Genomic DNA, 23,213 nt, shown 5'->3' on the forward strand with positions numbered 1-23,213 from the left:
CCGGGCCAGTGCCTCACGCTGCGCCCGATGGCCTATCCGGCCTTCTTCGAGATGTACCGCTCCGCCATCAAGAACACGTGGACCGTGGAGGAGGTCGACTTCTCCACGGACGTGGGCGACCTGCGGAAGATGACCGACGCGGAGCGGCACCTCGTGCAGCGCCTCGTCGCGTTCTTCGCCACGGGGGACTCCATCGTGGCGAACAACCTCGTCCTCAACCTGTACAGGCACATCAACGCCCCGGAGGCGCGGATGTACCTGTCCCGGCAGCTCTACGAAGAGGCGCTCCACGTCCAGTTCTATCTGACGCTCCTCGACACGTACATCCCCGATCCCGAGGACCGTCACCGCGCCTTCGCGGCCGTGGAGAACATCCCCTCGATCCGCCAGAAGGCCGATTTCTGCATGCGGTGGATCGATTCCGTCGAGTCGCTCGGGCGGCTGGACTCGCGCGCCGAGCGGCGGCGGTTCCTCCTGAACCTCATCTGCTTCGCCGCGTGCGTCGAGGGCCTCTTCTTCTTCGGCGCGTTCGCGTACGTGTACTTCCTGCGCTCGCGCGGCCTGCTCCACGGGCTCGCCGCGGGGACGAGCTGGGTCTTCCGCGACGAGAGCGCGCACATGCGCTTCGCCTTCGAGGTCGTGAGCACGGCGCGGCGCGAGGAGCCCGAGCTCTTCGACGCCGGGCTCTCGCGGTCGATCCTCGACATGATGGATGAGGCGATCGCCTGCGAGGCCCGGTTCGCCGAGGATCTCCTCGGCGCCGGCGTGGCGGGCATGTCGGCGCGCGACGTGCGCAGCTACCTCGAGTTCTGCGCCGACCAGCGGCTCGCCACGCTCGGCATGCCGAAGCGCTACGGGGCGAAGAACCCGTTCTCGTTCATGGATCTTCAAGACGTCCAGGAGGTCACGAACTTCTTCGAGCGCCGCGTCTCCGCGTACCAGGTCGGCGTCTCCGGGGAGGTCGTCCTCGACGCCGCGTTCTGACGCCCATCAACCGACGTACCGCCCGCGGGGCCGATCAGAGCCCGCCGATCCCTCGCGGCGGGAGCCCGATCTCGGTGTCGACGGTCGCGTCCTCCAGCGGCTCGAGCGCGCCGTTCGCCGCCACCTTCCAGCGGCGGAGCTTGCTCCTCTCCGCGTCGCTCAGCAGGCAGACATCGCCGCAGCCGGGCGAGCAGTGGACGCCGCCGAAGGCGTAGGGCTGGGTCGCCAGGGCGAGCGTCGTGACCTCGCCCGTGGTGATGCTCACGGAGAAGGCGCGGTCCCCGGCGGACGCGCTGCCCGCGTAGGCCGTCCCGAGAAGCACGTCCTCGGAGGCGAAGGCGAGCGTGGGCTGGACCGCGGCGCCGAGCGCCCTCGCCACGCCGAGCCGCTTGATCTCCTCCGGGGGCGAGGTGCGAGCGTCGTAGATCACGACGTCGCTCGTCGCCGGGTCGTACTCCATCGCCTCGGCGTCGAAGCGGCTCGAGCAGGCGACCGCCAGCCGCTCTCCCGAGGGCGACACGGCGAGACGCCCGCAGCCGTAGAGCCCCTGCACGTCGACCGTCCATGTGACAGCGCCCTGCTCCGGCGAGACGCCCACGAAGCGCCCTTCGCCCACGGTCGAGAGGTCCGCGGCGAGCCGGCCGAGGGCCACGACCACCTCGTCACCGACGCGCGCCATCCCCGACGGGCGCGGCAGGAGCCCCTCTTCCTCCTCCGGCAGGGCGATGCGCCCCGCGATGGAGTACTCCTTCGTGTCGACGATCAGGAGATCGCCGCCCTCGTCGAACGGCTCCACGCCCGGGCTCGGGTTGCTCCCGTAGCGCGACACGAGCGCGCGGTCCGCGCCCACCTCGATGTAGTCCTGAGGGTTCGACTCGAACCCCTGCCCGACCGGGAGCTGCGCGAGGACCTCGGCGGTCTCGAGATCCATCCAGGTGATCACGTTCGTGCCGAACCGATCGAGCAGGACCACCCGGCCGGACGGCGACGCCGCCCTCGGGACGTCGACGTCGCCGGACAGCGCGAGGCTGAGCCCCGGCTTCGCCGCGCCGCTCGACACGAAGGAGGGCGACAGGGTGGTCCCGTCGAGGTCCGACACAGCGATGTTCGTCGACTGGTAGTCGCTCGTCACGATGACGACGCCGCTCTCACACGCGTCGCCGTCGCCGCCGCCGTGGACGCCGCCCGTCGACGGCGGCGGCGAATCCACGTTGCACCCGAGGAGCGGAATCGAGATCGCGAACGCAAATAGACTGATCTTCACCATGTTGACTCCAGTGTGAAAAACACGCTCCGTCCCGGGAGCGGAAACCCGACGACATCCGTGCGCCGCGCGTCCAGGAGGTCCGCGACGCGACCTCTCACCGCGAGGTGCCCGCCGAGCCACCTCGCCTCCGCGTCGAGGTCGAGGGTCGCTTGCTCCGCGATCACGCCGAGCCCGGCGGGATCGGCGTACCGGCTCGACTGGTACACGGCCCGGATCTCGCCCGACGCGCCCGAGAACACGGCGCCGCCCGGGCGCTTCCACTCGGCGTGCAGGCGCGGCGCGACGACGAGGCGCGAGCGGAACGGGAGGAGGTCGTTCCTCGTCGTCCGCCCCGGCGTCGTGTCCCGCGGATCGAGCAGCGTCGCTGCGATCTCGGCGCGGAGGAACGGGGTCACCTCGACCCCGGCCAGCAGCTCCGCGCCCACGACGCGGGCGCGGCCGACGTTGTACGGGCTCACGTAGCCCTGACCGGACTTCTCGTACGCGACGAGCCCGGAGACCGCGCTCCCGAACGCGAACACGTCGAGGAAGGCGCCGCGCAGCACGGCGCCGCGCCCCGTCTGCGCCCGGATCCCGGCCTCGATCGTGGCGCCCGACTCCGGCTCGAGCTCCGCGTTGCCATGGACGACGCCGGAGACGCCGTACACCTCGCCGAGCGTCGGGACGCGGACGTAGCGGCCCACGGTCGCGAGGAACCGGAGCCTGTCGCTCCCCGCCTCCACGCCGACCCGCCCGGTCGGGACGAGCACGTCGCAAGGGCGCCCCCGGTCCGCGCCGGTGGCGTGGCACTCCCCGCTCGCGAGGGCGTGCAGCGCGAGCCCCTCGCCGAGGCGCGCCTCCGCGCTGACGGCGCCGCGCGCGAACGAGCGCCGCGACCGCGCGAGCGGGACGTCGTCCGGCGCGCGTGAGATGCCCTCGCGCGCGACCGAGAGCACGGGCCGCACCCGGAGCCGGTCGGCGAAGGAGAGCGTCGCCCCGAGCGTCTGCTCCAGGCGGCGGCCGGCGAGCCGGAGCTCCGGCGTCTGCAGCGCGAGCTCGAAGAGAGGATCATGGACCTCCGACCGCGCCTCGATGAACGAGGTGCGCGCCTCGAGCGTGTGCTGCGCCTCTCCGCCGAACGGCACCCGCGCCGCGACGGACGCCAGCGCGCGCCGCGACTCCCCCCGCGCTTCTCGGGACGGCAGGAGCGCGAGCCTCGGCACGCCCTGCTCGCGGCCGGTGCCGTTCGCGATCACGTCGACGATCGCGCCGCCCCCGAGCTCGACGCGCGCGAGCGCCCACGCGTCGATCGTGCGCACGTCGGCGTTCTGCCGGCGCTCCAGGGTGTCGTCGCTCTCGTCGAAGAGCGTCCCGCCATCGTTGACGAACGCGTAGCGGTTCTCCGCGGCCTCCGCGCTCACCCCGACGATCGCGCTCACCGGGCCCGCGCTGGCGCCGGCGAACCCCCACCCGCGCCGCGCGCCGAGCGAGCCCGCCATGGCACCCACGCCGGCCGTCGTCCGCGAAGGCCGCCGCGGCTCGAAGAAGATCGCGCCGCCGGGGCCGAGGCGGTCGGCCTCGATGGGCGCGTGGCCGCGGTAGATCTCGATGCGCTCGATGAGCCAGAGGGGCACGAGGGAGAGGTCCGCCGTCCCCACGACGTCGTCGTTCAGGCGGACGCCGGCGAGGTACACCGGCGTCTGCGTGGCGGTCGCTCCCCGGAGGGCCGCGGTCGCCGGCCCGCCGAAGCCGCCCGACTCGATGATGAGGACGCCCGGCTGCGTGCGGAGCACGTCCGCCGCCCCGAGCCCCGCGCCGATGAGGCGCTCGCGGCCCAGCACCGACCCCGCGACGGACCTGTCCTTGGGCGGCGCGGGCGCGCGCAGGCGATCCCCCTCGACGCGCACCTCCAGCGGGGCTGTCTCCGGCGGAGCGGCAGCGCGATCGCCCTCCTGCTCGGCCTCCGGCCTGCGCCGATCGTCCGCGCGGGCGGCAGGCGAGGCTGTCACGGCGCTTCCGACCGCGAGCGCGAGCCAGCACGCCGCGCCGGCGCTCCGGCGCCGCCGCGACCGACGATCAGAGGAATCAACCATTCACGCGCCGCCTGCCCGCGTCGACCCAGCGCTGCTCCGGGTGAGCTGAGAGCCGAAGCGAGGGGGCTGCGTGACGGGCCACGGCACCGCGCGCGAGCGAGGTGGTCGAGAGCCTGGACGCCTTCCCCTCGAAGGCTCAGGTCAGCGCGCGCCAGAGCACCGGCGCGCGCACCTTCGGCAGGTCTTCGGACTCACGGGCGCTGCGGCCGTCGCCGGTCGCTCTCCTACACATCACCGCTTCCCAGGCTGCTCTGGTGCATGCCCAGTGCTTCTTGGTGATGGTCGTTCCCGTTCACCGCTGCGGGGGCAGTCCCGGATTCTCACCGGGTTCCCTTTTCAGCTCGCCAGGGGTTGGCCGGACGAGCACCGATGGCGGGGCGACTCGTCGCACCCGTCACGCAGGATGTCAACGCAGAAGCGAAGGCCCGGAGCGCCCCGTCCACGGGCCACCGGCGACGCACACCCGAGACAGAATCGGGAGTCCCTTGACAGTCTTGCACGCGCGTGCCATGAGTTACTTGAAACTGATTTTCTTTATCAGTTATTAGAGACGAGCGGCCCGAGACCTGACGTCCAGCGCCCGATGACCTGAGCCCACGTGGCTCTCGACGCCCATCGGAGCTGAATGTGACGAGTTCCATCTCGATACCGGCCTCTGTCGCGCTGCCCGCGGTGAACGCAGGGCAGCTGTTGAAGCAATACACCCCTGAGTCGGCGTTCTTCTTCGCGTCGCCGACACGCACGCTCCTCGCGCAGGGCGTACACGACATGATCCTCGAGCCGAACGGCGCGGATCAGGGCGATCGCCTCGCGGACCGCGTCACGAGGGTGCTCGCGTCGGCGTCGAGGGCCGGCGCCGGCCAGAGCCTCCCCATGGTGGTCGGCGCGGTGCCGTTCAACAGCACGTCGCCGGCGCACCTCATCGTGCCGAGGGCGATCCAGAGCGCGGGCCCGCTCAACCCCACGTCGGAATCGCCGCGGTCGCACCTGCCGATCACCGTCCAGGAGCTGCGCCAGGTCCCCGAGCCCCGCGACTACGTGCGCGGCGTCGAGACGGCGGTGGGCCTGATGCGGTCCGAGGCGCTGAGCAAGGTGGTCCTCTCCAGGATGCTGGAGATGGTCCTGCGAGAGCCGGTCGATCTCCGCCTCGTCCTCCAGCGCCTCTCGCAGCAGAACCGGAACGGCTACACCTTCGCCGCCAACCTCTCGGATCCCACGGCGGGGCTCTCCAGCGTGGAGCGCGGCGTCGCGACCTCGCGCGCGCGGACGCTCATCGGCGCGAGCCCGGAGCTGCTCCTGTCCCGCTCCGGGCTCCGGGTGATCGCCAATCCGCTCGCCGGCTCTGCGGTCCGCAGCCCCGACCCCGACGAGGACCGCCGGCGGGCGATCGCCCTGCTCGCGTCCGAGAAAGACCGGCATGAGCACGCGATCGTCGTCGACGCCGTCGCCGCCGCGCTCCGGCCGTTCTGCCGGCGCCTGAGCGTCCCCGACGAGCCCTCGCTCACGCAGACCCCGACGCTGTGGCACCTGTCGAGCCGGCTCACCGGGGAGCTGCGCGATCTCTCGATCTCCTCGATGAAGCTGGCCACCGCGCTGCACCCGACCCCCGCCGTGTGCGGGTACCCCACGGACCGCGCCCGCGACGCCATCGAGGCGATCGAGCGGTTCGATCGCGGGTTCTTCACGGGGCTCGTGGGCTGGTCCGACGCGAGCGGCGACGGCGAGTGGGCGGTCGTCATCCGCTGCGCCGACGTCGCCGGCCGGGCGCTCCGCCTCTATGCCGGGGCCGGGATCGTCATCGGATCGAACGGCGAGCACGAGCTCGCCGAGACCACCGCCAAGCTCGGGACCATGCTCAACGCGCTCGGCCTCAACCAGGCGTCGGAGAGGGCATGAGCGCTCCGGAGGAGAGCCGGCAGGCGCCCGCGGAGGCGCGACCGCAGGCGCTCGACGGCTGGACTCCGTGGCCGGCCGAGATGGCCGATCTCTACCGGCGCGCCGGCTACTGGCGCGGCGAGACCTTCGGGCGCCTGCTCCGCGAGCGGGCCACGCGGCACTCGGATCGGATCGCGCTCGTCAGCGGCGATCGCCGGCTGAGCTACGGGGAGCTCGATCGGCGCGCCCATCGCCTCGCCGCGGGCCTGCTGCACCTCGGGCTCCGGCCGGGGGATCGCGTCGTGGTCCAGCTCCCGAACATCGCGGAGTTCTTCGAGGTGTGCTTCGCGCTGTTCCGGCTCGGGGCGCTCCCGGTGCTGGCCCTGCCCGCGCACCGGCGCGCCGAGATCGCGTATTTCTGCGAGCACACCGAGGCGGTCGCGTACGTCATCGCCGACCGGGACGGCGGGTTCGATTACCGCGGGCTCGCGAGCCAGATCCGGCGCGACGTCAGGACCTTGCGGCACGTGCTCGTGGCCGGCGAGCCGGGCGAGCACACAGCGCTCTCCAGCCTGGACCGGGAGCCCGTCGAGCTCCCGGAGCCCGCCGCGGGGGACGTCGCCTTCTTCCAGCTGTCCGGCGGGAGCACCGGCGTACCGAAGCTCATCCCGCGGACGCACGACGACTACCTCTACAGCGTGCGGGCCAGCGCGGAGATCTGCGGGCTCGACGAGGGCAGCGTCTACCTCGCCGTCCTCCCCGTCGCGCACAACTTCACGCTCAGCTCGCCCGGGAGCCTGGGCGTGCTCCACGCCGGCGGCCGCGTTGTGCTCTGCCGCCGCCCCAGCCCGGACGAGGCGTTCCCGTGGATCGAGCGGGAGCGGGTCACGCTGACCGCGCTCGTGCCGCCGCTGGCCTCGGTCTGGGTGGAGTCGGCCCGGACGGCGCGGCACGACCTGTCGAGCTTGAAGGTGCTCCAGGTGGGCGGCGCCAGGCTCCCCGCGGAGGTCGCGCGCCGCGTGGGGCCGACCCTGGGCTGCAAGGTGCAGCAGGTGTTCGGGATGGCGGAGGGGCTCGTGAACTACACCCGCCTCGACGACCCCGACGCGATCGCGCTCGAGACGCAGGGGCGGCCCATCTCGCCCCACGACGAGGTCCGCGTCGTGGACGACGACGACCGCGACGTCGAGCCCGGGCAGGTCGGTCACCTGCTCACGCGAGGGCCCTACACGATCCGCGGCTATTACAGGGCCGACGCGCACAACGAGAAGGCGTTCACGCGCGACGGCTTCTACCGCGCGGGCGATCTCGTGCGGCGGACCCGAGAGGGCAACCTCGTCGTGGAGGGCCGCGCCAAGGATCAGATCAACCGCGGCGGCGAGAAGATCGCGGCCGAGGAGGTCGAGAACCACGTCCTCGCGCATCCGGCGGTGCGCGACGCGGCGCTCGTCGCCATGCCGGACTCGCACCTCGGCGAGCGATCGTGCGCGTTCCTCGTGGCCCGCGGGCAACCGCCGCCGGCGAGGGAGATCAACGCCTTCCTGCGCGAGCGCGGCGTCGCCCAGTTCAAGGTGCCCGATCGCATCGAGTGGCTCGACGCCCTCCCGACGACGAGCGTCGGCAAGGTGGACAAGAAGGCGCTCCGCCGGTGGATCGCCGACAGGCTCACGCAGGGCGCGCGCGCCTGAGAGGACAGCGCGGGCCCAGGCGGCGCAGCGACGCCCGCGGTCCGTTCCATCGACAGGAGCGCTGCGATCACGAGAGAGAGAGAAGAGAGGAACGACCATGGCCATCCCCCGCATCCAGACCTATCGAATGCCACGAGCCGACGAGCTCCCGGAGAGCCGGGTGTCATGGCGGCCGGACCCGGGGCGCTCCGTCCTCTTGATCCACGATATGCAGGAGTATTTCCTCGGCTTCTACGACGCGAGCGCGTCCCCGATGGTCGAGCTGATCGCCCATGCCCGCCTGCTCCGGGAGCGGTGCGCGGCGAGCGGGATCCCGGTCGTCTACACGAAGCAGCCCGCCGAGCAGACGAGGGCCCAGCGCGGCTTGCTGACGGATCTCTGGGGGCCCGGGCTGACGCAGCAGCCCGACAAACACGAGATCGTGCGCGAGCTCGCGCCGGGAAGCGCCGACACCGTGCTCACCAAGTGGCGGTACAGCGCCTTCCAGCGCACCGAGCTCCTGGATCTCATGCGCCGGTGGGGCCGCGATCAGCTGATCGTGTGCGGCGTGTACGCGCACATCGGGTGCCTGCTGACCGCGTGCGAGGCGTTCATGAACGACGTCCAGCCGTTCCTCGTGACCGACGGGACCGCCGATTTTTCCCGGCAGCAGCACGACATGGCCATCGCCTACGTGGCGCAGCGGTGCGGCGTCGCGCTGCCGACGAGCGACGTCCTGGCCGCGCTCGCGCCCCGCGAGCGGACGAGCGCCCCGCAGCGCGACGCGGCGGCGCCGGCGCAGGCGCCGCTCAGCGCGACGCAGGACCGGGCGCCGTGGGTCGAGCGCCTGCGCGGCGACGTCGCCGAGGTCCTCGACCAGCTCCCCTCGGCGATCTCCGATCGCGATGGCATCCTCGATCTGGGGCTCGACTCGATACGGCTCATGACGCTCGTCGAGCAGTGGCGCGCCGCGGGGATCGACGTCGCGTTCGTGGATCTCGCCGAGCTGCCGACGCTCGGGCACTGGTGGGATCTCCTGTCGACCCGGCTGCCGCGCGAGGCGAGGCCAGCGCCCCGGCACCGCGCGGAGGCGCCCCTCCAGGAAGCCGCCCGCTGACCGGCCGAGCTGCCCCACGACGGCTTCCCCATGGCACAGGTCACAATGAATCAGGTCGCGACATCCCCACCCAGGACGGTGGCGCGCACCCCGCCGCGCCTCCTCGAGGTGCTGCGCACGACCGCGATCTCCCCCCGCATGCGGCGGATCACGCTGGGCGGCGAGGCGATCGCGGGGTTCCCCGCGCGCTCCGGCGGCGCGCACATCAAGGTCTTCTTCCCGCGCGGCGACCAGGCGGCGCCGGAGCTGCCCACGCTGGGCCCGGACGGCCCCGTCTGGCCTCCGGTGCCGCAGCGGCCGATCACGCGCACGTACTCGGTGCGCAGGTACGACGCGCAGGCCGGCGAGCTGGACGTGGACTTCGTCCTGCACGGGGACGACGGCCCCGCGTCGCGGTGGGCGCACCACGCCAGGCCGGGCGATCGCATCGGCATCGCCGGGCCGGGCGGCCCCGATCCGATGCTCGGCCCCGCGGACTGGTACCTCCTGGCCGGCGACCTCTCCGCGCTGCCGGCCATCGGCGCGCTGCTCGAGGCCCTGCCGAAGACGGCGCGCGGCCACGCCATCGTCGCGGTCCCCGACGCGGCGGACGTGCAGGAGATCGATCGCCCGCCGCACGTCGCGCTGACCTGGATCTACCTGCAGGGCGAGCACGCCCCGGGCCCCCGGCTCGAGGCGGCAGTCCGCGCCCTGGCGTGGCCAGAGGGCCGCGTCTTCGCCTGGGTCGCGGGCGAGTCGTCGTCCGTCGTCGCGATCCGCGATCACCTGCTCGACGAGCGCGGGCTCGGGCGCGAGGCGCTGTATGCGATCCCCTACTGGAAGGCCAGCCAGTCCGAGGAGGCGTACCACGCGGAGCGGCACCGGATCATGGACGGGCTCGACAGGGCCTGACGGGAGCGATCGATGGAGTTCAAGCACAAGGCGGCGCTCGTCACGGGCGCGGCCCAGGGGATCGGCGAGGCCGTCGCCCGGAGGCTCGCCGCGCGGGGCGCCGCGGTGGCGGCGGTGGACGCGAACCGGGAGCGCCTGGGCGCCGTCGTCGCCGATCTCCAGGCGAGCGGCCATCGCGCCGCGGCGTTCGCGGTGGACGTGGCCGACGGCGAGGCGGTCGAGGGCGCCGTGGAGCGGATCGAGCGCGAGCTCGGCCCCCTCGAGATGCTTGTCAACGTGGCCGGCGTGCTGCGCGTGGGCGGCGCCCTCTCGCTGACGAGCGACGACTGGGAGCGCACCTTCGCGGTCAACACCCGGGGGGTTTTCAACGTGAGCCGGGCCGTGGCGCGCCGCATGGTGCCGCGCCGCTCGGGGTCGATCGTGACGGTCGGGTCCAACGCCGCGCGCACGCCGCGGATGAACATGGGCGCTTACGCGGCCTCGAAGGCCGCCGCGGCCCAGTGGACGAAGTGCCTCGGCCTGGAGCTCGCGCAGCACGACATCCGGTGCAACGTGGTGTCCCCCGGCTCGACGGACACGCCGATGCAGCGCGCGCTCTGGGCGGACGATCGCGGCGCTCAGGCGGTCATCGCCGGCGCCCCCGAGGCGTTCCGGCTGGGCATCCCGCTGAACCGGATCGCCACGACGGACGACGTCGCCAGCGCGGTGCTGTTCCTGCTCTCGGACGAGGCGCGGCACATCACGATGCACGACCTCTGCATCGACGGAGGCGCCACGCTGGGCGCCTGATCCTCGTCTGGCTTCGTTCGAGCGAGGAATGAGCCGGTCACGGTAGGGACGGCCCTTTCGGGCCGCCCCCCGTACAGAACCCGGCGTGCGGTTTTCCCGCACCGGGCTCCCACCTCCGGTCTACGGATGAGAAGCGCACGGTGGGATAGGGGTGTGTGATGCGCGGCGGAGGAAGCGGGAAACGCTCGTCGAAACGGGTCCGTTGGTCGTTCGTCCAACGAGCCCGCTGGCTGCGACGTTGCATGCCCCTGTGCCACGCCTCGCGCACTTGGTGGCGAAACGAGCCCAGGGCTCGCGCGTTTCCAGGTACCCCGTAGTAGTTGTAGTGCCCTCGGAGCACGGCGCTCAGCCATCGGTGTTGCTCCCTGGCTGGGTCGTGCGCCTTGCGCCTCATTTTCCTACGGAGATCCCGCAGCTTTGCTGCCCTCTTCTTCCGGGAGGTCCGGCGCACGAGCGCGAAACGTCCATCCACGCGCTTCGCGCTGATGTGCGTAAAGCCGAGGAAATCAAACGTCTCTGGCCGCTCGTGTCCTTCCTTGCCGCAGTGCTCCGATGCGTACCGCCCAAACCGGAGCACCCGCGTCTTCTCAGAATGCAACTCCAGTCCGAACTGAGCGAGGCGCTCCGCAAGCGCTTCCTGCATCGCCCGTGCGTCCCGCTCGTACTGGAAGGTCATCACGACATCGTCGGCGTAGCGCACGATGTACATCTCCCCGCGCGCGTGCCGCTTCCGCCATCGATGCGCCCACAGATCGAGCACGAAGTGGAGGTAGATGTTTGCCAGCAGGGGGCTGATGATCCCCCCCTGCGGCGTTCCCTCCTCCACGTCGTGGAGCTGGCCGTCCTCCATGACGCCCGCGTGCAGCCACTTCATCAGCAGCCGCACCATGCGTCGATCCACGATCCGGTGCTCGACGAACTTCTGCATCCACCCGTGATCGATGGTGTCGAAGAACGCCCGGATGTCTGCGTCGAGCACCCAGTTCGTCTTTCTGCTGACGATCGCTACGCTCAGCGCGTCCAGAGCCCCGTGCGCCGACCGGCCTGGCCGATAGCCGTACGAGAACCCCAGGAACTCGCTTCGCTCGTAGATCGGTTCCAGGAGCATCCGCGCCGCCAGCTGGACGATCTTGTCTTCCAGCGCGGGGATCCCGAGCGGCCTCGTGCGGCCATCGCCTTTCGGGATGTGCACGCGCCGTACCGGTTGCGGATGGTAGCTTCCGCGTTGTACGCGGTCCTGAAGGTCGAGCAGCCGTGCGTCCAGCCTCTCGCCGTAGCTGCTCCACGTCTCACCGTCGACGCCAGGTGCCGCGTCTTTCCGCAGGCGCTCGTACGCCTCCTTCAGCAGCGGCGCCTTGATGTAGCTCAGCAGGTTATCGAACCGCGTCCCTTTCTCCTTCGTCGCTCGCTTTCCGACTCGATCCAGGTGCGTGAGCGCGTCTTGCCGATCCTGAGCCCGGGACGCGTTTCGCTGGTCGAGATTCCCGTTGGCCTCGCCCCTTCCCTCCATCGACTCCTCGGGCGTTACCCGCGAGTTCGCCGACTTCTTCGGTACTATGGGCTCGTCCGACTCCATCGGGGCATGCGGCTCCGGGGCTTTCGCCCTTGCGGCTTGCGGCTTGTCGCCTTCCCGCGCCTGCCTCCCGCCCACCACTGGCGAAGAGGCGCCTCCGAGGCCTCCCGGTTCCCGTTCATCAGGCAAGTGCTGACGTGCCGAACTCTCCGACCCCGAGGGGAGTGCAGTGCCATCGCCCACCGCTGTCTTTGCGGCCGCTGCACCGTGGCCTTCCGCGGTCTTGGAACGCGTCGGCTCCCACTGACTGACTTGTTTTCGAGGCTCCATCGCCCGGCCCGTCCGCTCGTCTTCCTACGCTTCGCCGTCGTGGTCGCCCACGCCGCCGCAAGGTTGACTTCCCGGGGGTGGGCACCTCCCGGGGTAGGACTTGCTTCTGTACTGCTGCATGCTCACCTACTTCCTGATGCCGGTTTTACCGGCGCACCCAAGGCGCCAAGATTTCAAATTCATTATCTTCTTGAGGTCTGGTACGAGCGTCGCCGAGCGGCGGTCACCCGCACAGGAGACGGGTCCAGATCGGCGTTTTCGGCGCGGAAGCGCACTCCAGTGCGCTGAGCACCGAAAACGTCGAGATGGGCCCGTATCCGAAGCGGGTGACCGCCGCTCTAGGGGCCTTCCTTGCCCACGTGTCCGAACAGCGCGTCCGACGCCGCGCCGACCATCACCACCGCGGCGAGCGCCACGGCGGCGGCGATCGCGAGGGCGCCGAGGACCCGCGAGGGCTTCATCTGCCACCACATGGCGAGGCCGCTGAGCGCCCACACGACCAGCGCGATCCCGGTGATGTCCGCGAAGAGCGCCCAGAGCCACGCCACGCCGCCGTGCACGGGGAAGTGATGCGTCTTGTGGAGCGTCTCGAGCACCTCGACGAAGCGAGGCCACCCCCGCGCGCCGGCTGGGCGCCCGTCGAGCCGCCCCGTGCCCAGGTTGTACGTGACGTTCCAGGCGCGGCCGTCCGCGTCCCGCATGCCAAAGCGCAGCTCGGGGCTGATCTTCGGGTGGGCGCGCAGCGGCCCCGCGGCGTCGACGCCGATCTTGGGCAGGAGATCCTTTATCTGCTCCTGCACGGCCGCCATCCTGTATCCAGGCAGGTCGATCGCGACGCCGGCGAACGGGGGCGCGGGGGCCTCGGGCTCGGGAGGGTGGCTGGAGACCGTCGCGCTGCCGTCGTCGAGGCGCAGGATCACCACCTCGCGCCCCCCGTCGGCGCGCGGCGCCGCGAGCAGGGGCCACCCGGAGAACGCGCCCTGGGTCCCCGGATCGAGCGTGTAGCGCGAGGGCGAGCCGGCGTTGAGCTGCTCGACGACCTGGCGCGCGAGCTCGCCGGGATCCCAGGGCTGGAACCCGGTGAGCGCCGACAGCCGCTCTCCCGAGAGCGACCGGCTGTCGATGTCTCGCCCGATCTGCGGGTGATTGAACAGCGTGCCGCTGATCCCGAAGAGCAGTATCCAGGGGAACAGCAGCAAGCCCAGGTACATGTGCACGCGCCGCACGACCTTCATGATCGCGCCGTAACGCGGCCGCCCGCGGGGGCCCCGCGGCGAACGGGGCCCTCGCGCGGCGTCGTCCCTCATCGCTCCTTCGTGATCGGGCGCGAGCATCATCGGATCTTCGCGACGGAGAAGGTGAGCCCAGGCGCGCTCACGCCCGCCTCGCCGGGCCCGTCCTCGCCGATCTCGCGGAGCGTCGTCGACTCCTGTCCCTCGAACTCCAGCAGGAAGGTGCGGTCGCCGAGCGCGACGCTCAGGACGCTGCCGCCGCCGGGCGCCGCGTCGAGCACCGTGGCGGTCGGCGTATCGCCGAGCGTCACGCTGGCCCACCGCCACGCCGCGGCGCTCGCCAGCACGCGCGGGTGGGTGTCGTCCGCGATCGCGAAGAGGCTCTCGTCGAGCACCCGCAGGAACGCCTTGCCGTCCGGGCCGCCGAAGAGCGAGCCGGCGGCGTCGCCGTCGAACAGCGTGCTCAGCTCGACGTGGAACTCGGTGTCGAACTGCCTCGTCTCCGGATCGAAGCGCAGCATGCACGGGGCGGCCGCGTTCTCGGCGTTGAGCCGGTGCACCGCCGCGCCGTACGCCTCGGTGGCCACGTAGATCATGCCGTCGGGCCCCTCGACCCCATCGCGCACGTAACCGCAGCGTTCGTCGGTGACGACCGTCGCCTCGTCCGTCGCGCTGTCCACGACGACGACCGCGGCCACGCTCGGGACCTCCGCGCCGATCCGCCACCCGCCGAAGGTGATCACGTCGTCGCCCTGGACCAGCGGCGACGACGACGAGTACGTGAGGATGGCGTCCGGGATCACGAGCTCCTCGAGCGGGATGTCGCCGGTGACCGTCATTTCCTGAGGGTTCCAGACGACCACCTGGGCGGTGGGACCATCGAAGAAGTACGCCTTGGTCTCCGAGACGAAGTGGAACTGGGTGCCGTACTCGCCGAGCTTCGCGAGGCCCTTGCCCTGGAAGCTCACTGTGTCGCCTTCCTCGAGGCTGCCGTCGTCCTGCAGATCGTAGCGGGTCACGGTCGCCGCGGCGTCGCTCGCCACGAACACCGCGCCTCCGCCGTCCAGCCCGACGCCGAGGGCGCGCCCCTGCACCTCGATGGCGTCGTCCAGCGACAGCGCCTCATCGGAGTCGATGCTGTCCGTCACGATGACGTAGCTCTGGGTGTCGCCGCCGTCCGGCCCGAACACCTGGACCGTGAGTGCGTACGCCGGCCCAACGTTGGGCGTCCCCCCCGTGCCGCTGGTGGCACCGCCGGCGCCTTCACCGCCGGCGCCCCCCGCGCCGCCGGTTCCGCCGCTCGTCGCGCCGCTGCTCGTGGCATCGCTCGTGTCGTCGCCGCACGCGACGAAGCACGGGAGGAGCAGGGTCAAGAAAAGGGCATTCGCGTAGCGCGCACGAAATAACATGAAGGATCTCCTTGTGTCGGGTTTCAACCGCTGTCGCACGAACATCGGCTCACAGGCTCAAGGCGAGCTTGGCGTACGCCGCTCGCCCCGGGCGCTGGACGCCGTAGAAGCTGAAGGCCTTCTCGTCGGTGAGGTTCTGCACCTCGACGGTCGAGCTCACCGTCCATCCGCCGCGCTCGACCAGGTACGTGAGCGCGAGCGTGTGCACGAGCTGCGACGGGATCTCCGCCTTGGAGTCGGCCGCGCCGCGGCCTTCCGGGCCGACGAAGAAGGCGTGTACGTAATCGGCGTGCCAGGTCAGCGACAGGGCATCACGCCGCGCCGCGATCTCGGGCCACCGCGCGCGCGCCGCGACCCCGCCGAACAGGTACGGCTGGTTCTGGATGCGAACGCCGGTCGAGCCGTCCCGGAAGTCCTGCCATGTGACGTGACCGTCGACCGACAGCCAGTCGCCCGGAGAGGTCCACCCGGCTGTCGACTCGATACCGACGGATCGCGCCGACAGCGTGTTTCCGTACTCCGAGTAGCCCAGGTGCCTTCGCAGCGTGATCAGATCCTCGGTGAAGCGACCGAAGCCGTTGGCGCTGAACCGGAGCTGTCCCGCGCCGGTCTCCGCGCGCTCCAGCGTCACGCCGAGGTTGACGTTGTGGCTCGCCTCCGGCTCCAGGTGGACATTCCAGACGATGAGCCCTCCGTCGCCGAACAGCTCCTCCGGCGTCGGCAGGCGGGTGGCGAACTCATACGAGGCCTTGGCGTAGAGGGCGTCGGTGAAGCGGAAGCGCAGGCTGTCCCCTGCCCCCACCCGGTGGGTCGCGCGATCGACGTCGCCGATCCGGCCGCTCGGCAGGTGCTCCCGGGTGCGGACGCCGTGCAGGTAGAGCTTGGCAAAGGCGATGTTCGCGAGCCGGCCCTCGAGCGGCCTGACCTCGTACTCGACGCCTGCCACGCCGCTCCACAGCGCCCGCTCCGCGGTCAGCGGGTCCTTCTCGGGCTCGGCCACGACAAGGTTCCTCCCTGTGCGGGTCACGTGGCTCGGCGAGAGCCCGAAGCGCAGGAGGTGCTCGGTCGCGGGGTGCCAGGCCAGGTTGACGCGAGCGAAGGCGGTGTGCTGGCGGACTTGCTGGTCGTTCGCGTCTTCCCCGACCTCGCCCCGATACGGGCGCTCCACGCAGCCGCCCGACCAGTCGTAGGTGCAGTTGGCCATGTCGAGGAAGGTCGTGCGCGCGTACGAGTAGCCCGCGAGGGCGTCGAGCCGCGCCCTCCCGGAGAACGGCTGCGCATACCGCAGCAGCGCGCCGCCGGTCTGCCTGCCGAAGGTGACCTCTCCGAAGGGCGGCGACTTGACCCTGCCGTCGAGCATGTCGACGAGCAGGCCGTGCTGCACCTCCTTGTCGTGCGAGGTGAAGAAGGCGCGAAGGAGCAGGCGGTCGGCCCACGGCCGCCGGGCGACCCCCACCTCGGCCGCGCCGCCGGCCGCGACATAGCCGTCGTGGAACCGCCGGGCGCGCGCGGGCGAGAGGCGCCCGCGCTCGTCGTACGCCATGACGTCGATCGGGGTGTCGTTCCGCGCGCGATCGACGAACCCGCTCGCGCGGGCGAAGAGGCCGCTCGGCCCGTGCGCGTGGCGCGCGCTAAGGGTCAGCCGGTACGTGCCGAAGGAGCCGACCTGGTAGGACGCCGACGCGGCCGTGCCGCGTGTGTCTTGATCGGTCACCAGGTTCACCGCGCCGCCGAGCGCGTCCGTGCCGAAGCGCAGCGGGACGACGCCGCGGTAGATCTCGGCGCGCTCGACGAGGTTGACCGGCACGTTGGCGACCCCGAAGGAGTGCCCGGCGAGGTCGAGCGGCACGCCGTCGAGGAAGAAGCGGATCCGGTCGTCGGTGAGGCCGTTCAGCGAGAAGCGCGCGTCGGAGCCGAGCCCGCCGAGGCGGCGCACGCTCACGCCCTCGGCGCGCGCCAGCACCTGGCCGAGATCCGCGGCCTGCCGCCTGGCCTCGACGGTCTCGATCACCTGGACCGCCTGCGCGGAGGTCCGGAGCCGCTCGGCCTCGGAGGCCCCCCGCACGCTCACCGCGATCGCGGGCAGCGCTGGCCCTGCGGCGCCAGCGACCGGCGCGGCGCCGGCGGGTCCTGTGGCGGGCGCGGCACCGGCGACGCCCGCGACCGGCGCGGCCGCGGGGGGCGGCGCAGGCAGCCGGAAGTCGTGGCGGTAGAGGATGCGCGACGCGACGCTCCGGTCGCCTCGCCGGGCCGGCGTGAAGCGGAAGCGCAGCGCCGCTTGCCGCGCGGCCTCGTCGAACCCGTGGCCCGCGGGCTCGGCGATCTCTGCGCTGGTGACACGCCCTTCCGCGTCGATCGTCAACCGCAGCACGACGCTCCCCTCCAACCCCGCCTCGCGCGCCGCCTGGGGATACGCCGCCTCGACCGCGCCCGTGAGCTCGGGCGGGCGCACCGCGAGCGCGGCGCCATCGCCCGGGGCGCGCGCCGCCGGCGCTGCCTCGGCCCCTGGTACCGCTCCCTCGCCGACCTCTCCGGCAGGGGCCTCTTCGCTCGCCCGCGCGTCCGCCGCGAAGGCCAACAGGGCACCGCAGGGGGCGAGGAGCAGAGTCCCGGCCAGCGCGGCGCAACGCAAGGGCTGTAATCGAATCATGAGATCACCGGGCATGCTCACCGGAGCGTGACGAAGCGGCGCTCTGGCCGGCTCTGCGCAAGCTGGTTGTCGTGGCGTCTCGCTCTCCGGCTCTTCAGGCCTCTTCGGGTGGCGCAGACCGCGCTGGCCAGGGGCCGCCGCCGCGAGCTGTCATGTCAGCGCTCTGGGAGCTTCAACCGCTCACGTCCTCCGCCGCCGCCGGGACCGGGACGACGACGACGCGCTTGCACCGCCGGCACTTCAGCTCGACGCCGCCGGGCACATACCGGGCGAGCAGGCTGCCGCAGCCGCAGCGCACGGAGTTGGGCTCGGCACGTCCAGCAACGCCGCAGTGATCACACTGGCTGTCGAGCGGAGCAGTCGCCTTCGACATCAGGTTGTCCATCGTGGAACCCCACTTTCAATAATGAAAGTCACTTTCACTTTCAATCCGGAACCTGCCATGCTACCAACAGCGTTGTCAAGCGAAAGCGGTCGGAGAGCGTCCACGGCGTCCATGAGGCGTCGCGACATCCGGAGGTCCGAGCAGCGCGAGATCGCGGCCGAAACCGGCGCGATCTCGCGCTCGCCCGGGTCGCCGGCGCCATGCCTCGCCGACGCGGACAGGCCACCACGGGACGGTGGCCCGCCGCGGGGGTCCCAACGAATTCGCTTGACAATGCCCACCCTACCTCACCATAAACGAACTTGAAAGTAGTTTTCATTTTCATTCGCTCGTCGACGCCAAGATGGCCACGCCCACCGCGGCGTCATCGAGCTGGGTCCGCCGCCGGGGCGATGTCCGGCGCCCCTGCCCTGCGTGCTCTCGGGGCTCGGGCCCCGCTGCGCCGGCGGGCTCCGCTTTCGTTCCAACAGCGCTGGCTCGGGCGTCACGGCCGTCTCTGCGCCGTCGTCGCGGGCCGCGGATCGCCTGCCGCGAGCGTGCCTCTGGCGGCTGTCCCGTCGAGCGCCGGTTGAACCAGGAGGGTTGTCGTCATGGTCGCTCCTCAGGACGCGCGCTGGCTGCTGTCGGCCGCGCAGCACGGTATCTGGCTAGGCCAGCAGCTCGACCCCGCGAGCCCCGTGTACAACGCGGGCGAGTGCGTCGAGATCTGCGGGGCCATCGATCTCGCGATCCTCGAGGCCGCGATACGCCAGGCCGTCTCGGAGGCAGAGACGCTGCACGTGCGCTTCACGAGCGATGCGGATGGGCCGCGCCAGCGCCTCGACCCGTCCCCTGACTTCCCTGTCCACCGCGTCGACGTCAGCGCGGCGCTGGACGCGTTCGCCGCGGCCGAGGCGTGGATGCGCGACGATCTCGCGAGGCCGGTGGATCTCGCGCGCGGGCCCCTCTTCACGGAGGCGCTGTTCACGGCGGGGCCCGATCGGCTCTTCTGGTACCAGCGCGCGCACCACATCGCGCTGGACGGCTATGGCTTCTCGCTGATCGCGCGACGCGTGGCCGAGATCTACACAGCGCGCGTCGAGGGCCGTTCGAGCGAAGGCGGCGCCTTCGGGTCGCTGCGCCGGGTCGTCGACGAGGATCTGGCCTACCGCGCCTCCCCCGATCTGGAGCGCGATCGCGCCTTCTGGACGCAGCGCTTCGCCGACCGGCCCGAGCCGGTGAGCCTCGGCGACGAGCCGGCGCCCGCGTCGCGCGCCTGCCTGCGCCGGACGGCGTCGCTCGCGCCGTCCACCGTCGACCGGCTGAAGGACGTGGCGCGCCAGGCGAAGGCCACCTGGCCTGACGTCGTGATCGCCGCGACCGCGGCGTACGCGCACCGGCTCACCGGCGCGCCCGAGATCGTCCTGGGGCTGCCCGTGATGGGGCGCCTCGGCTCGGTGTCGCTGCGCATCCCGGGCATGGTCATGAACATCGTCCCGCTCCGGGTGCCGGTCGCGGAGGGCGCGAGCCTCGTCGACGTCGCCCGGCAGGTGGCGGCGGAGCTCGCGGCCATCCGGCCGCACCTGCGGTATCGCTACGAGCAGCTCCGCCGAGATCTCAAGCTGATCGGCGGCGGCCGCCGGCTGTTCGGCCCGGTGGTCAACATCATGCCGTTCGATTACGACCTGCGCTTCGCGGGGCATCGCGGCGTCGCGCACAACATCTCCGCCGGCCCGGTCGAGGATCTGTCGTTCGGCATCTACGCGAGGTCGGACGGGCGCGGGCCGCGGCTCGACCTCGACGCCAACCCGGCCTGCTACGGCGACGACGATCTCTCGGCGCACCAGCAGCGCTTCCTCGCGTTCCTGGAGGCGGTCGCCGCCGCCCCCGAGCAGGCCCTCGATCACGCCGAGATCGACCTCCCCCGGGCCGCGGCGCGCGCGCCCGGCGCGCAGGCGGCCGGGCAGCCCGGCGCGCTGCTCGACGGGGGCCCCCTGCCCGCGCCGGCGCGCCCCGTCGTCGAGCAGATCGTCCTGCGCGCGCGCGAGCGGCCGGACGCGACCGCCGTCCACCACGGCCTCGAGCGCGTGACCTACGGCGAGCTCGACCTCGCCGCCCGGCGGCTCGCCGCCCGGCTCGCCGCGCTCGGCGCCGGCCCGGACACGCTGGTCGCGGTGCTCCTGCCGCGCAGCGTCGGCGCCATCACCGCGATCCTCGGCGCGCTCTACGCTGGCGCAGGCTACCTCCCCCTCGATCCGGACGGGCCGCAATCGAGGACCACGGCGATCCTCGACGACGCCAGGCCGGCGATCGTCGTCACGACGTCCCAGCACGCCGCGAAGGTGGAGAGCGATCGCGCGGCGCGCCTCGTGCTCCTGGACGAGGCGATGCATGGCGCGCCGGCGCCGGCGCGGGCGCCGGTCCAGGGCGCGGAGGAGCACCTGGCGTACGTCATCTACACGTCCGGCTCCACCGGCCGCCCGAACGGCGTCATGATCGAGCGCGGCGCGCTGGCCCACTTCGTGGCGGCCGCGACCCACCGCTACGATCTGCGCCGCGACGACCGGGTGCTGCAGTTCGCGCCGCTGCACTTCGACGCCAGCGTCGAGGAGATCTTCCTGACCCTCTGCGCGGGCGCCGCCCTGGTGCTGCGCACGGACGAGATGCTGCAATCCGTGCCGCGGCTGCTCGACGCCTGCGAAAGGCACCGGATCACCGTCCTGGATCTGCCGACCGCGTTCTGGCACGAGCTCGCCTACGGCCTCTCGACCGGCGCGGCGTCGCTCCCCGAGGGCATCCGCACCGTCATCATCGGCGGCGAGGCGGCGCTGCCCGAGCGCGTCGAGCGCTTCCGCCGCGCCGTCGGTCGGCGCGCGCGGCTGCTCAACACCTACGGCCCCACCGAGGCGACCGTCGTCGCCTCGGCCGCCACGCTGAGCGGCGGCGACGCGCCGGACGAGGCGCCAGACGACAGACACGAAGCGCCGATCGGCACGCCGCTGCCCGGGGTCCGCGCGGCCATCGTCGACACGCAGCGCCGGCTGGTCCCGCAGGGCGCCGTGGGCGAGCTCCACCTCATCGGGCCCGGGCTGGCGAGGGGGTACCTCGGGCGGCCGGACCTCGACGCCGCGCGCTTCGTCGTGCTCGACCAGCTGGAGGGCCGCCCGCGCGCGTACCGCACCGGCGACCTGGTCCTCCAGCGGGCCGATGGGCAGATGGTCTTCGTCGGGCGCGTCGACGACGAGCTCAAGATCAGCGGCCATCGCGTCGATCCGCTCGAGATCGAGGCCGCGCTCCTGCGCCACCCTTCCGTGCGGGAGGCGGCCGTCATCGGGCACGCCTCGGCCGGCGGCGGCAAGCGCCTGTCCGCGTTCCTCGTCGCCGGGGACCCCGCTCCGTCGCCGGCCGAGCTCCGCCGGCACGCGCGCTCGCTGCTCCCCGCGGCCGCCGTCCCCTCGGCCTTCGTGCTCACCGATCGGCTGCCGAGGACGAGCTCCGGCAAGATCGACCGCAAGGCGCTGCGGGAGGCGCCGATCGCCGCGGCGGCGGAGCCGCCTGCCGCCGCGACGGCGCTCGAGCGGCAGCTGCTGCAGGTCTGGGAGCAGGTGCTCGGCGTGAGCGGCCTGTCGGCGCACGACGATTTCTTCGAGCGCGGCGGCCAGTCGCTGCAGACGATCCAGGTCGCCAACCGGCTCAGCGTCGATCTCGGGCGGGAGATCCCCGTCGCGATGGTCTTCCGCCACCCGACCGTCGCGGCGCTCGCGCGCGCCCTCGACGAGGCGCAGGGCGCGGCGGCGGCGGCGGCGCCGACGAGCGGCGAGACCCCCGGCGCCATGCTGGCCGACGCCGAGCTCCCCGAGGACGTCGTCCCCCGATCGCTCGCGGGGTCCGGCGGCGGCGGTCGCCCGCGGCAGGTCGTGCTCACCGGCGCGAGCGGCTTCGTCGGCGCGCACCTGCTCCACGAGCTCCTGACGCAGACCGACGCGACAGTTGTCTGCCTGGTGCGCGCCGAGAGCGAGGCGCACGCAGCGGAGCGGATCCGGCGGGCGCTCTCGAAGCAGCGCCTGCCGGTGGGCGGCATCGACGCGCGGGTGCTCGCCGTGCCCGCCGACCTGACGCAGCCCCGCCTCGGCCTGAGCGCCGCGCGGTTCGGCCAGCTCGCCGCGGAGTGCGACGCCATCTACCACAACGCCGCGGTGGTGAGCCTCGTGCGCGACTACCGCAGCCTGCGCGCCGCCAACGTGATCGGCACGCGCGAGGCGCTGCGCCTGGCCGCGTCGGTGCGCCCCAAGCCGCTGCACCACGTGTCGACGCTCGCCGTGGCCCCGGGCATCGCGGCGAGCCCCGAGGTCGCGGAGGCGTTCGTGCCGCCGCACCCCGGCCTGCGCGACGGCTACCAGCAGAGCAAGTGGGCGGCCGAGCGCCTTGTGCAGCAGGCCGCGGAGCGCGGGCTGCCGGTCGCCGTGTACCGCCTGGGCCGCGTCGTCGGCGCGCCCGACACCGGCGTCGTCAACGAGCAGGATCTGGTCTTCCGGCTGCTGCGGGCCGGCATCCCCGCCGGCGTCCTGCCCGATCTCGACGTGAGGGAGGTGTGGACGCCCGTCGACTACGTGGGGCGCGCGATCGTGCATCTCTCCCTCACCGCGCAGGCCACGGGCGCCGTGGTCAACGTCGCCCCTGCGCCCGAGGTCCGGCTGACGGAGCTCTTCGACTGGGCGCGCGACTACGGCTACCCGGTCGAGCGGCGCCCTGTCGCGGCGTGGCGCGCGCGGCTGAAGGACGGCGCCGACGCCGCGGACAGCGCCACGCTCGCGTTCTTCGATCTCCAGTCGGCCCCGGCCGACGGAGAGGCGACCTTCGGCATCGGGCGCGTGCGCTGCGACAACCTGGAGCGCGGCCTGGCCGGCACCGGCATCACGTGCCCGCCGATCGATCGCGCGCTCTTCTACCGCTACCTCGATCGCTGCGTCGAGGAAGGCCTCCTGCCGCCCCCTTCCGGCGCGGCGCGGCGAGCGCCGCGCCCCTCATGACACCGGCTCACGGACGAGAACCT

At 72.4% G+C, this 23,213-nt stretch carries 14 protein-coding genes and 1 riboswitch; of the genes, 7 read left to right on the forward strand and 7 right to left on the reverse strand.

Annotation, left to right across the window (positions count from 1 at the left end; all coding sequences use genetic code 11):
- The first annotated feature begins 27 nt into the window (after positions 1-27).
- Positions 28-984: a ribonucleotide-diphosphate reductase subunit beta gene (locus tag WMF46_RS21230; protein WP_437987919.1), complete on the forward strand. Its 957-nt coding sequence runs from the start codon at positions 28-30 to the stop codon at positions 982-984.
- A 34-nt stretch (positions 985-1,018) separates the two neighbouring features.
- On the opposite strand, the gene WMF46_RS21235 is transcribed toward WMF46_RS21230, so the two are convergent.
- A complete protein-coding gene (locus WMF46_RS21235) occupies positions 1,019-2,251 on the reverse strand; it encodes a hypothetical protein (protein ID WP_437987249.1) in 1,233 nt (410 codons plus the stop codon).
- Entirely contained in the window at positions 2,245-4,239 is a 1,995-nt protein-coding gene (locus tag WMF46_RS21240) for a TonB-dependent receptor domain-containing protein (RefSeq protein WP_437987250.1), read from the reverse strand. Before WMF46_RS21240 ends, WMF46_RS21235 begins: the two co-directional genes overlap by 7 nt.
- A 243-nt stretch (positions 4,240-4,482) precedes the next feature.
- A riboswitch (cobalamin riboswitch) is annotated at positions 4,483-4,709 on the reverse strand.
- A gap of 241 nt (positions 4,710-4,950) precedes the next feature.
- Here WMF46_RS21240 and dhbC point away from each other — a divergent pair.
- From dhbC to WMF46_RS21265, 5 genes are all read left to right on the forward strand, one after another.
- Positions 4,951-6,219, forward strand: coding sequence for an isochorismate synthase DhbC (dhbC, locus tag WMF46_RS21245; RefSeq protein WP_437987251.1), 1,269 nt, complete (start codon positions 4,951-4,953; stop codon positions 6,217-6,219).
- On the forward strand, positions 6,216-7,886 hold the full coding sequence (locus WMF46_RS21250; RefSeq protein ID WP_437987252.1) for a (2,3-dihydroxybenzoyl)adenylate synthase: 1,671 nt from the start codon (positions 6,216-6,218) through the stop codon (positions 7,884-7,886). The genes dhbC and WMF46_RS21250 overlap by 4 nt, the downstream gene beginning before the upstream one ends.
- A 97-nt stretch (positions 7,887-7,983) precedes the next feature.
- Positions 7,984-8,982: an isochorismatase family protein gene (locus WMF46_RS21255; RefSeq protein WP_437987253.1), complete on the forward strand. Its 999-nt coding sequence runs from the start codon at positions 7,984-7,986 to the stop codon at positions 8,980-8,982.
- A 45-nt stretch (positions 8,983-9,027) separates the two neighbouring features.
- On the forward strand, positions 9,028-9,873 hold the full coding sequence (locus WMF46_RS21260; protein WP_437987920.1) for a siderophore-interacting protein: 846 nt from the start codon (positions 9,028-9,030) through the stop codon (positions 9,871-9,873).
- A gap of 12 nt (positions 9,874-9,885) precedes the next feature.
- A complete protein-coding gene (locus WMF46_RS21265) occupies positions 9,886-10,662 on the forward strand; it encodes a 2,3-dihydro-2,3-dihydroxybenzoate dehydrogenase (protein WP_437987254.1) in 777 nt (258 codons plus the stop codon).
- A 37-nt stretch (positions 10,663-10,699) separates the two neighbouring features.
- Here the strand turns inward: WMF46_RS21265 and ltrA are convergent, their stop codons facing one another.
- The 5 genes from ltrA to WMF46_RS21290 all read right to left on the reverse strand — a co-directional run bounded on the left by ltrA (position 10,700) and on the right by WMF46_RS21290 (position 18,169).
- The gene (ltrA, locus tag WMF46_RS21270) at positions 10,700-12,238 is read right to left on the reverse strand and encodes a group II intron reverse transcriptase/maturase (RefSeq protein WP_437979957.1); all 1,539 of its coding nucleotides are present in this window, start codon (positions 12,236-12,238) and stop codon (positions 10,700-10,702) included.
- A gap of 605 nt (positions 12,239-12,843) precedes the next feature.
- Positions 12,844-13,740 carry a PepSY domain-containing protein gene (locus tag WMF46_RS21275; protein ID WP_437987255.1) on the reverse strand — a complete coding sequence of 299 codons (897 nt, stop codon included), beginning with the start codon at positions 13,738-13,740 and terminating at the stop codon, positions 12,844-12,846.
- Between the two features lie 98 nt (positions 13,741-13,838).
- Entirely contained in the window at positions 13,839-15,146 is a 1,308-nt protein-coding gene (locus tag WMF46_RS21280; RefSeq protein ID WP_437987256.1) for a hypothetical protein, read from the reverse strand.
- Positions 15,147-15,195: 49 nt separating this feature from the next.
- Positions 15,196-17,796, reverse strand: a complete 2,601-nt coding sequence (mxcH, locus tag WMF46_RS21285) for a TonB-dependent siderophore myxochelin receptor MxcH (protein ID WP_437987257.1) — start codon at positions 17,794-17,796, stop codon at positions 15,196-15,198.
- A gap of 172 nt (positions 17,797-17,968) precedes the next feature.
- The gene (locus tag WMF46_RS21290) at positions 17,969-18,169 is read right to left on the reverse strand and encodes a hypothetical protein (protein ID WP_437987258.1); all 201 of its coding nucleotides are present in this window, start codon (positions 18,167-18,169) and stop codon (positions 17,969-17,971) included.
- Positions 18,170-18,771: 602 nt separating this feature from the next.
- Here WMF46_RS21290 and mxcG point away from each other — a divergent pair.
- On the forward strand, positions 18,772-23,190 hold the full coding sequence (mxcG, locus tag WMF46_RS21295) for a myxochelin non-ribosomal peptide synthetase MxcG (RefSeq protein WP_437987259.1): 4,419 nt from the start codon (positions 18,772-18,774) through the stop codon (positions 23,188-23,190).
- Positions 23,191-23,213: the final 23 nt, after the last annotated feature.

Origin of the sequence: Sorangium sp. So ce117, from assembly GCF_051524395.1 — a bacterium.
GTDB classification, from domain to species: domain Bacteria; phylum Myxococcota_A; class Polyangia; order Polyangiales; family Polyangiaceae; genus Sorangium; species Sorangium cellulosum_B.

What these genes read in the sequence shown, in the direction of transcription:
- WMF46_RS21230 (WP_437987919.1), top strand. Translation starts at nt 28, where the DNA reads ATGGCCTATCCGGCCTTCTTCGAGATGTACCGCTCCGCCATCAAGAAC.
- WMF46_RS21235 (WP_437987249.1), bottom strand. Translation starts at nt 2,251, where the DNA reads ATGGTGAAGATCAGTCTATTTGCGTTCGCGATCTCGATTCCGCTCCTC.
- WMF46_RS21250 (WP_437987252.1), top strand. Translation starts at nt 6,216, where the DNA reads ATGAGCGCTCCGGAGGAGAGCCGGCAGGCGCCCGCGGAGGCGCGACCG.
- WMF46_RS21255 (WP_437987253.1), top strand. Translation starts at nt 7,984, where the DNA reads ATGGCCATCCCCCGCATCCAGACCTATCGAATGCCACGAGCCGACGAG.
- WMF46_RS21260 (WP_437987920.1), top strand. Translation starts at nt 9,028, where the DNA reads ATGAATCAGGTCGCGACATCCCCACCCAGGACGGTGGCGCGCACCCCG.
- WMF46_RS21265 (WP_437987254.1), top strand. Translation starts at nt 9,886, where the DNA reads ATGGAGTTCAAGCACAAGGCGGCGCTCGTCACGGGCGCGGCCCAGGGG.
- ltrA (WP_437979957.1), bottom strand. Translation starts at nt 12,238, where the DNA reads ATGGAGTCGGACGAGCCCATAGTACCGAAGAAGTCGGCGAACTCGCGG.
- WMF46_RS21275 (WP_437987255.1), bottom strand. Translation starts at nt 13,740, where the DNA reads ATGAAGGTCGTGCGGCGCGTGCACATGTACCTGGGCTTGCTGCTGTTC.
- WMF46_RS21280 (WP_437987256.1), bottom strand. Translation starts at nt 15,146, where the DNA reads ATGTTATTTCGTGCGCGCTACGCGAATGCCCTTTTCTTGACCCTGCTC.
- mxcH (WP_437987257.1), bottom strand. Translation starts at nt 17,796, where the DNA reads ATGATTCGATTACAGCCCTTGCGTTGCGCCGCGCTGGCCGGGACTCTG.
- WMF46_RS21290 (WP_437987258.1), bottom strand. Translation starts at nt 18,169, where the DNA reads ATGTCGAAGGCGACTGCTCCGCTCGACAGCCAGTGTGATCACTGCGGC.
- mxcG (WP_437987259.1), top strand. Translation starts at nt 18,772, where the DNA reads ATGGTCGCTCCTCAGGACGCGCGCTGGCTGCTGTCGGCCGCGCAGCAC.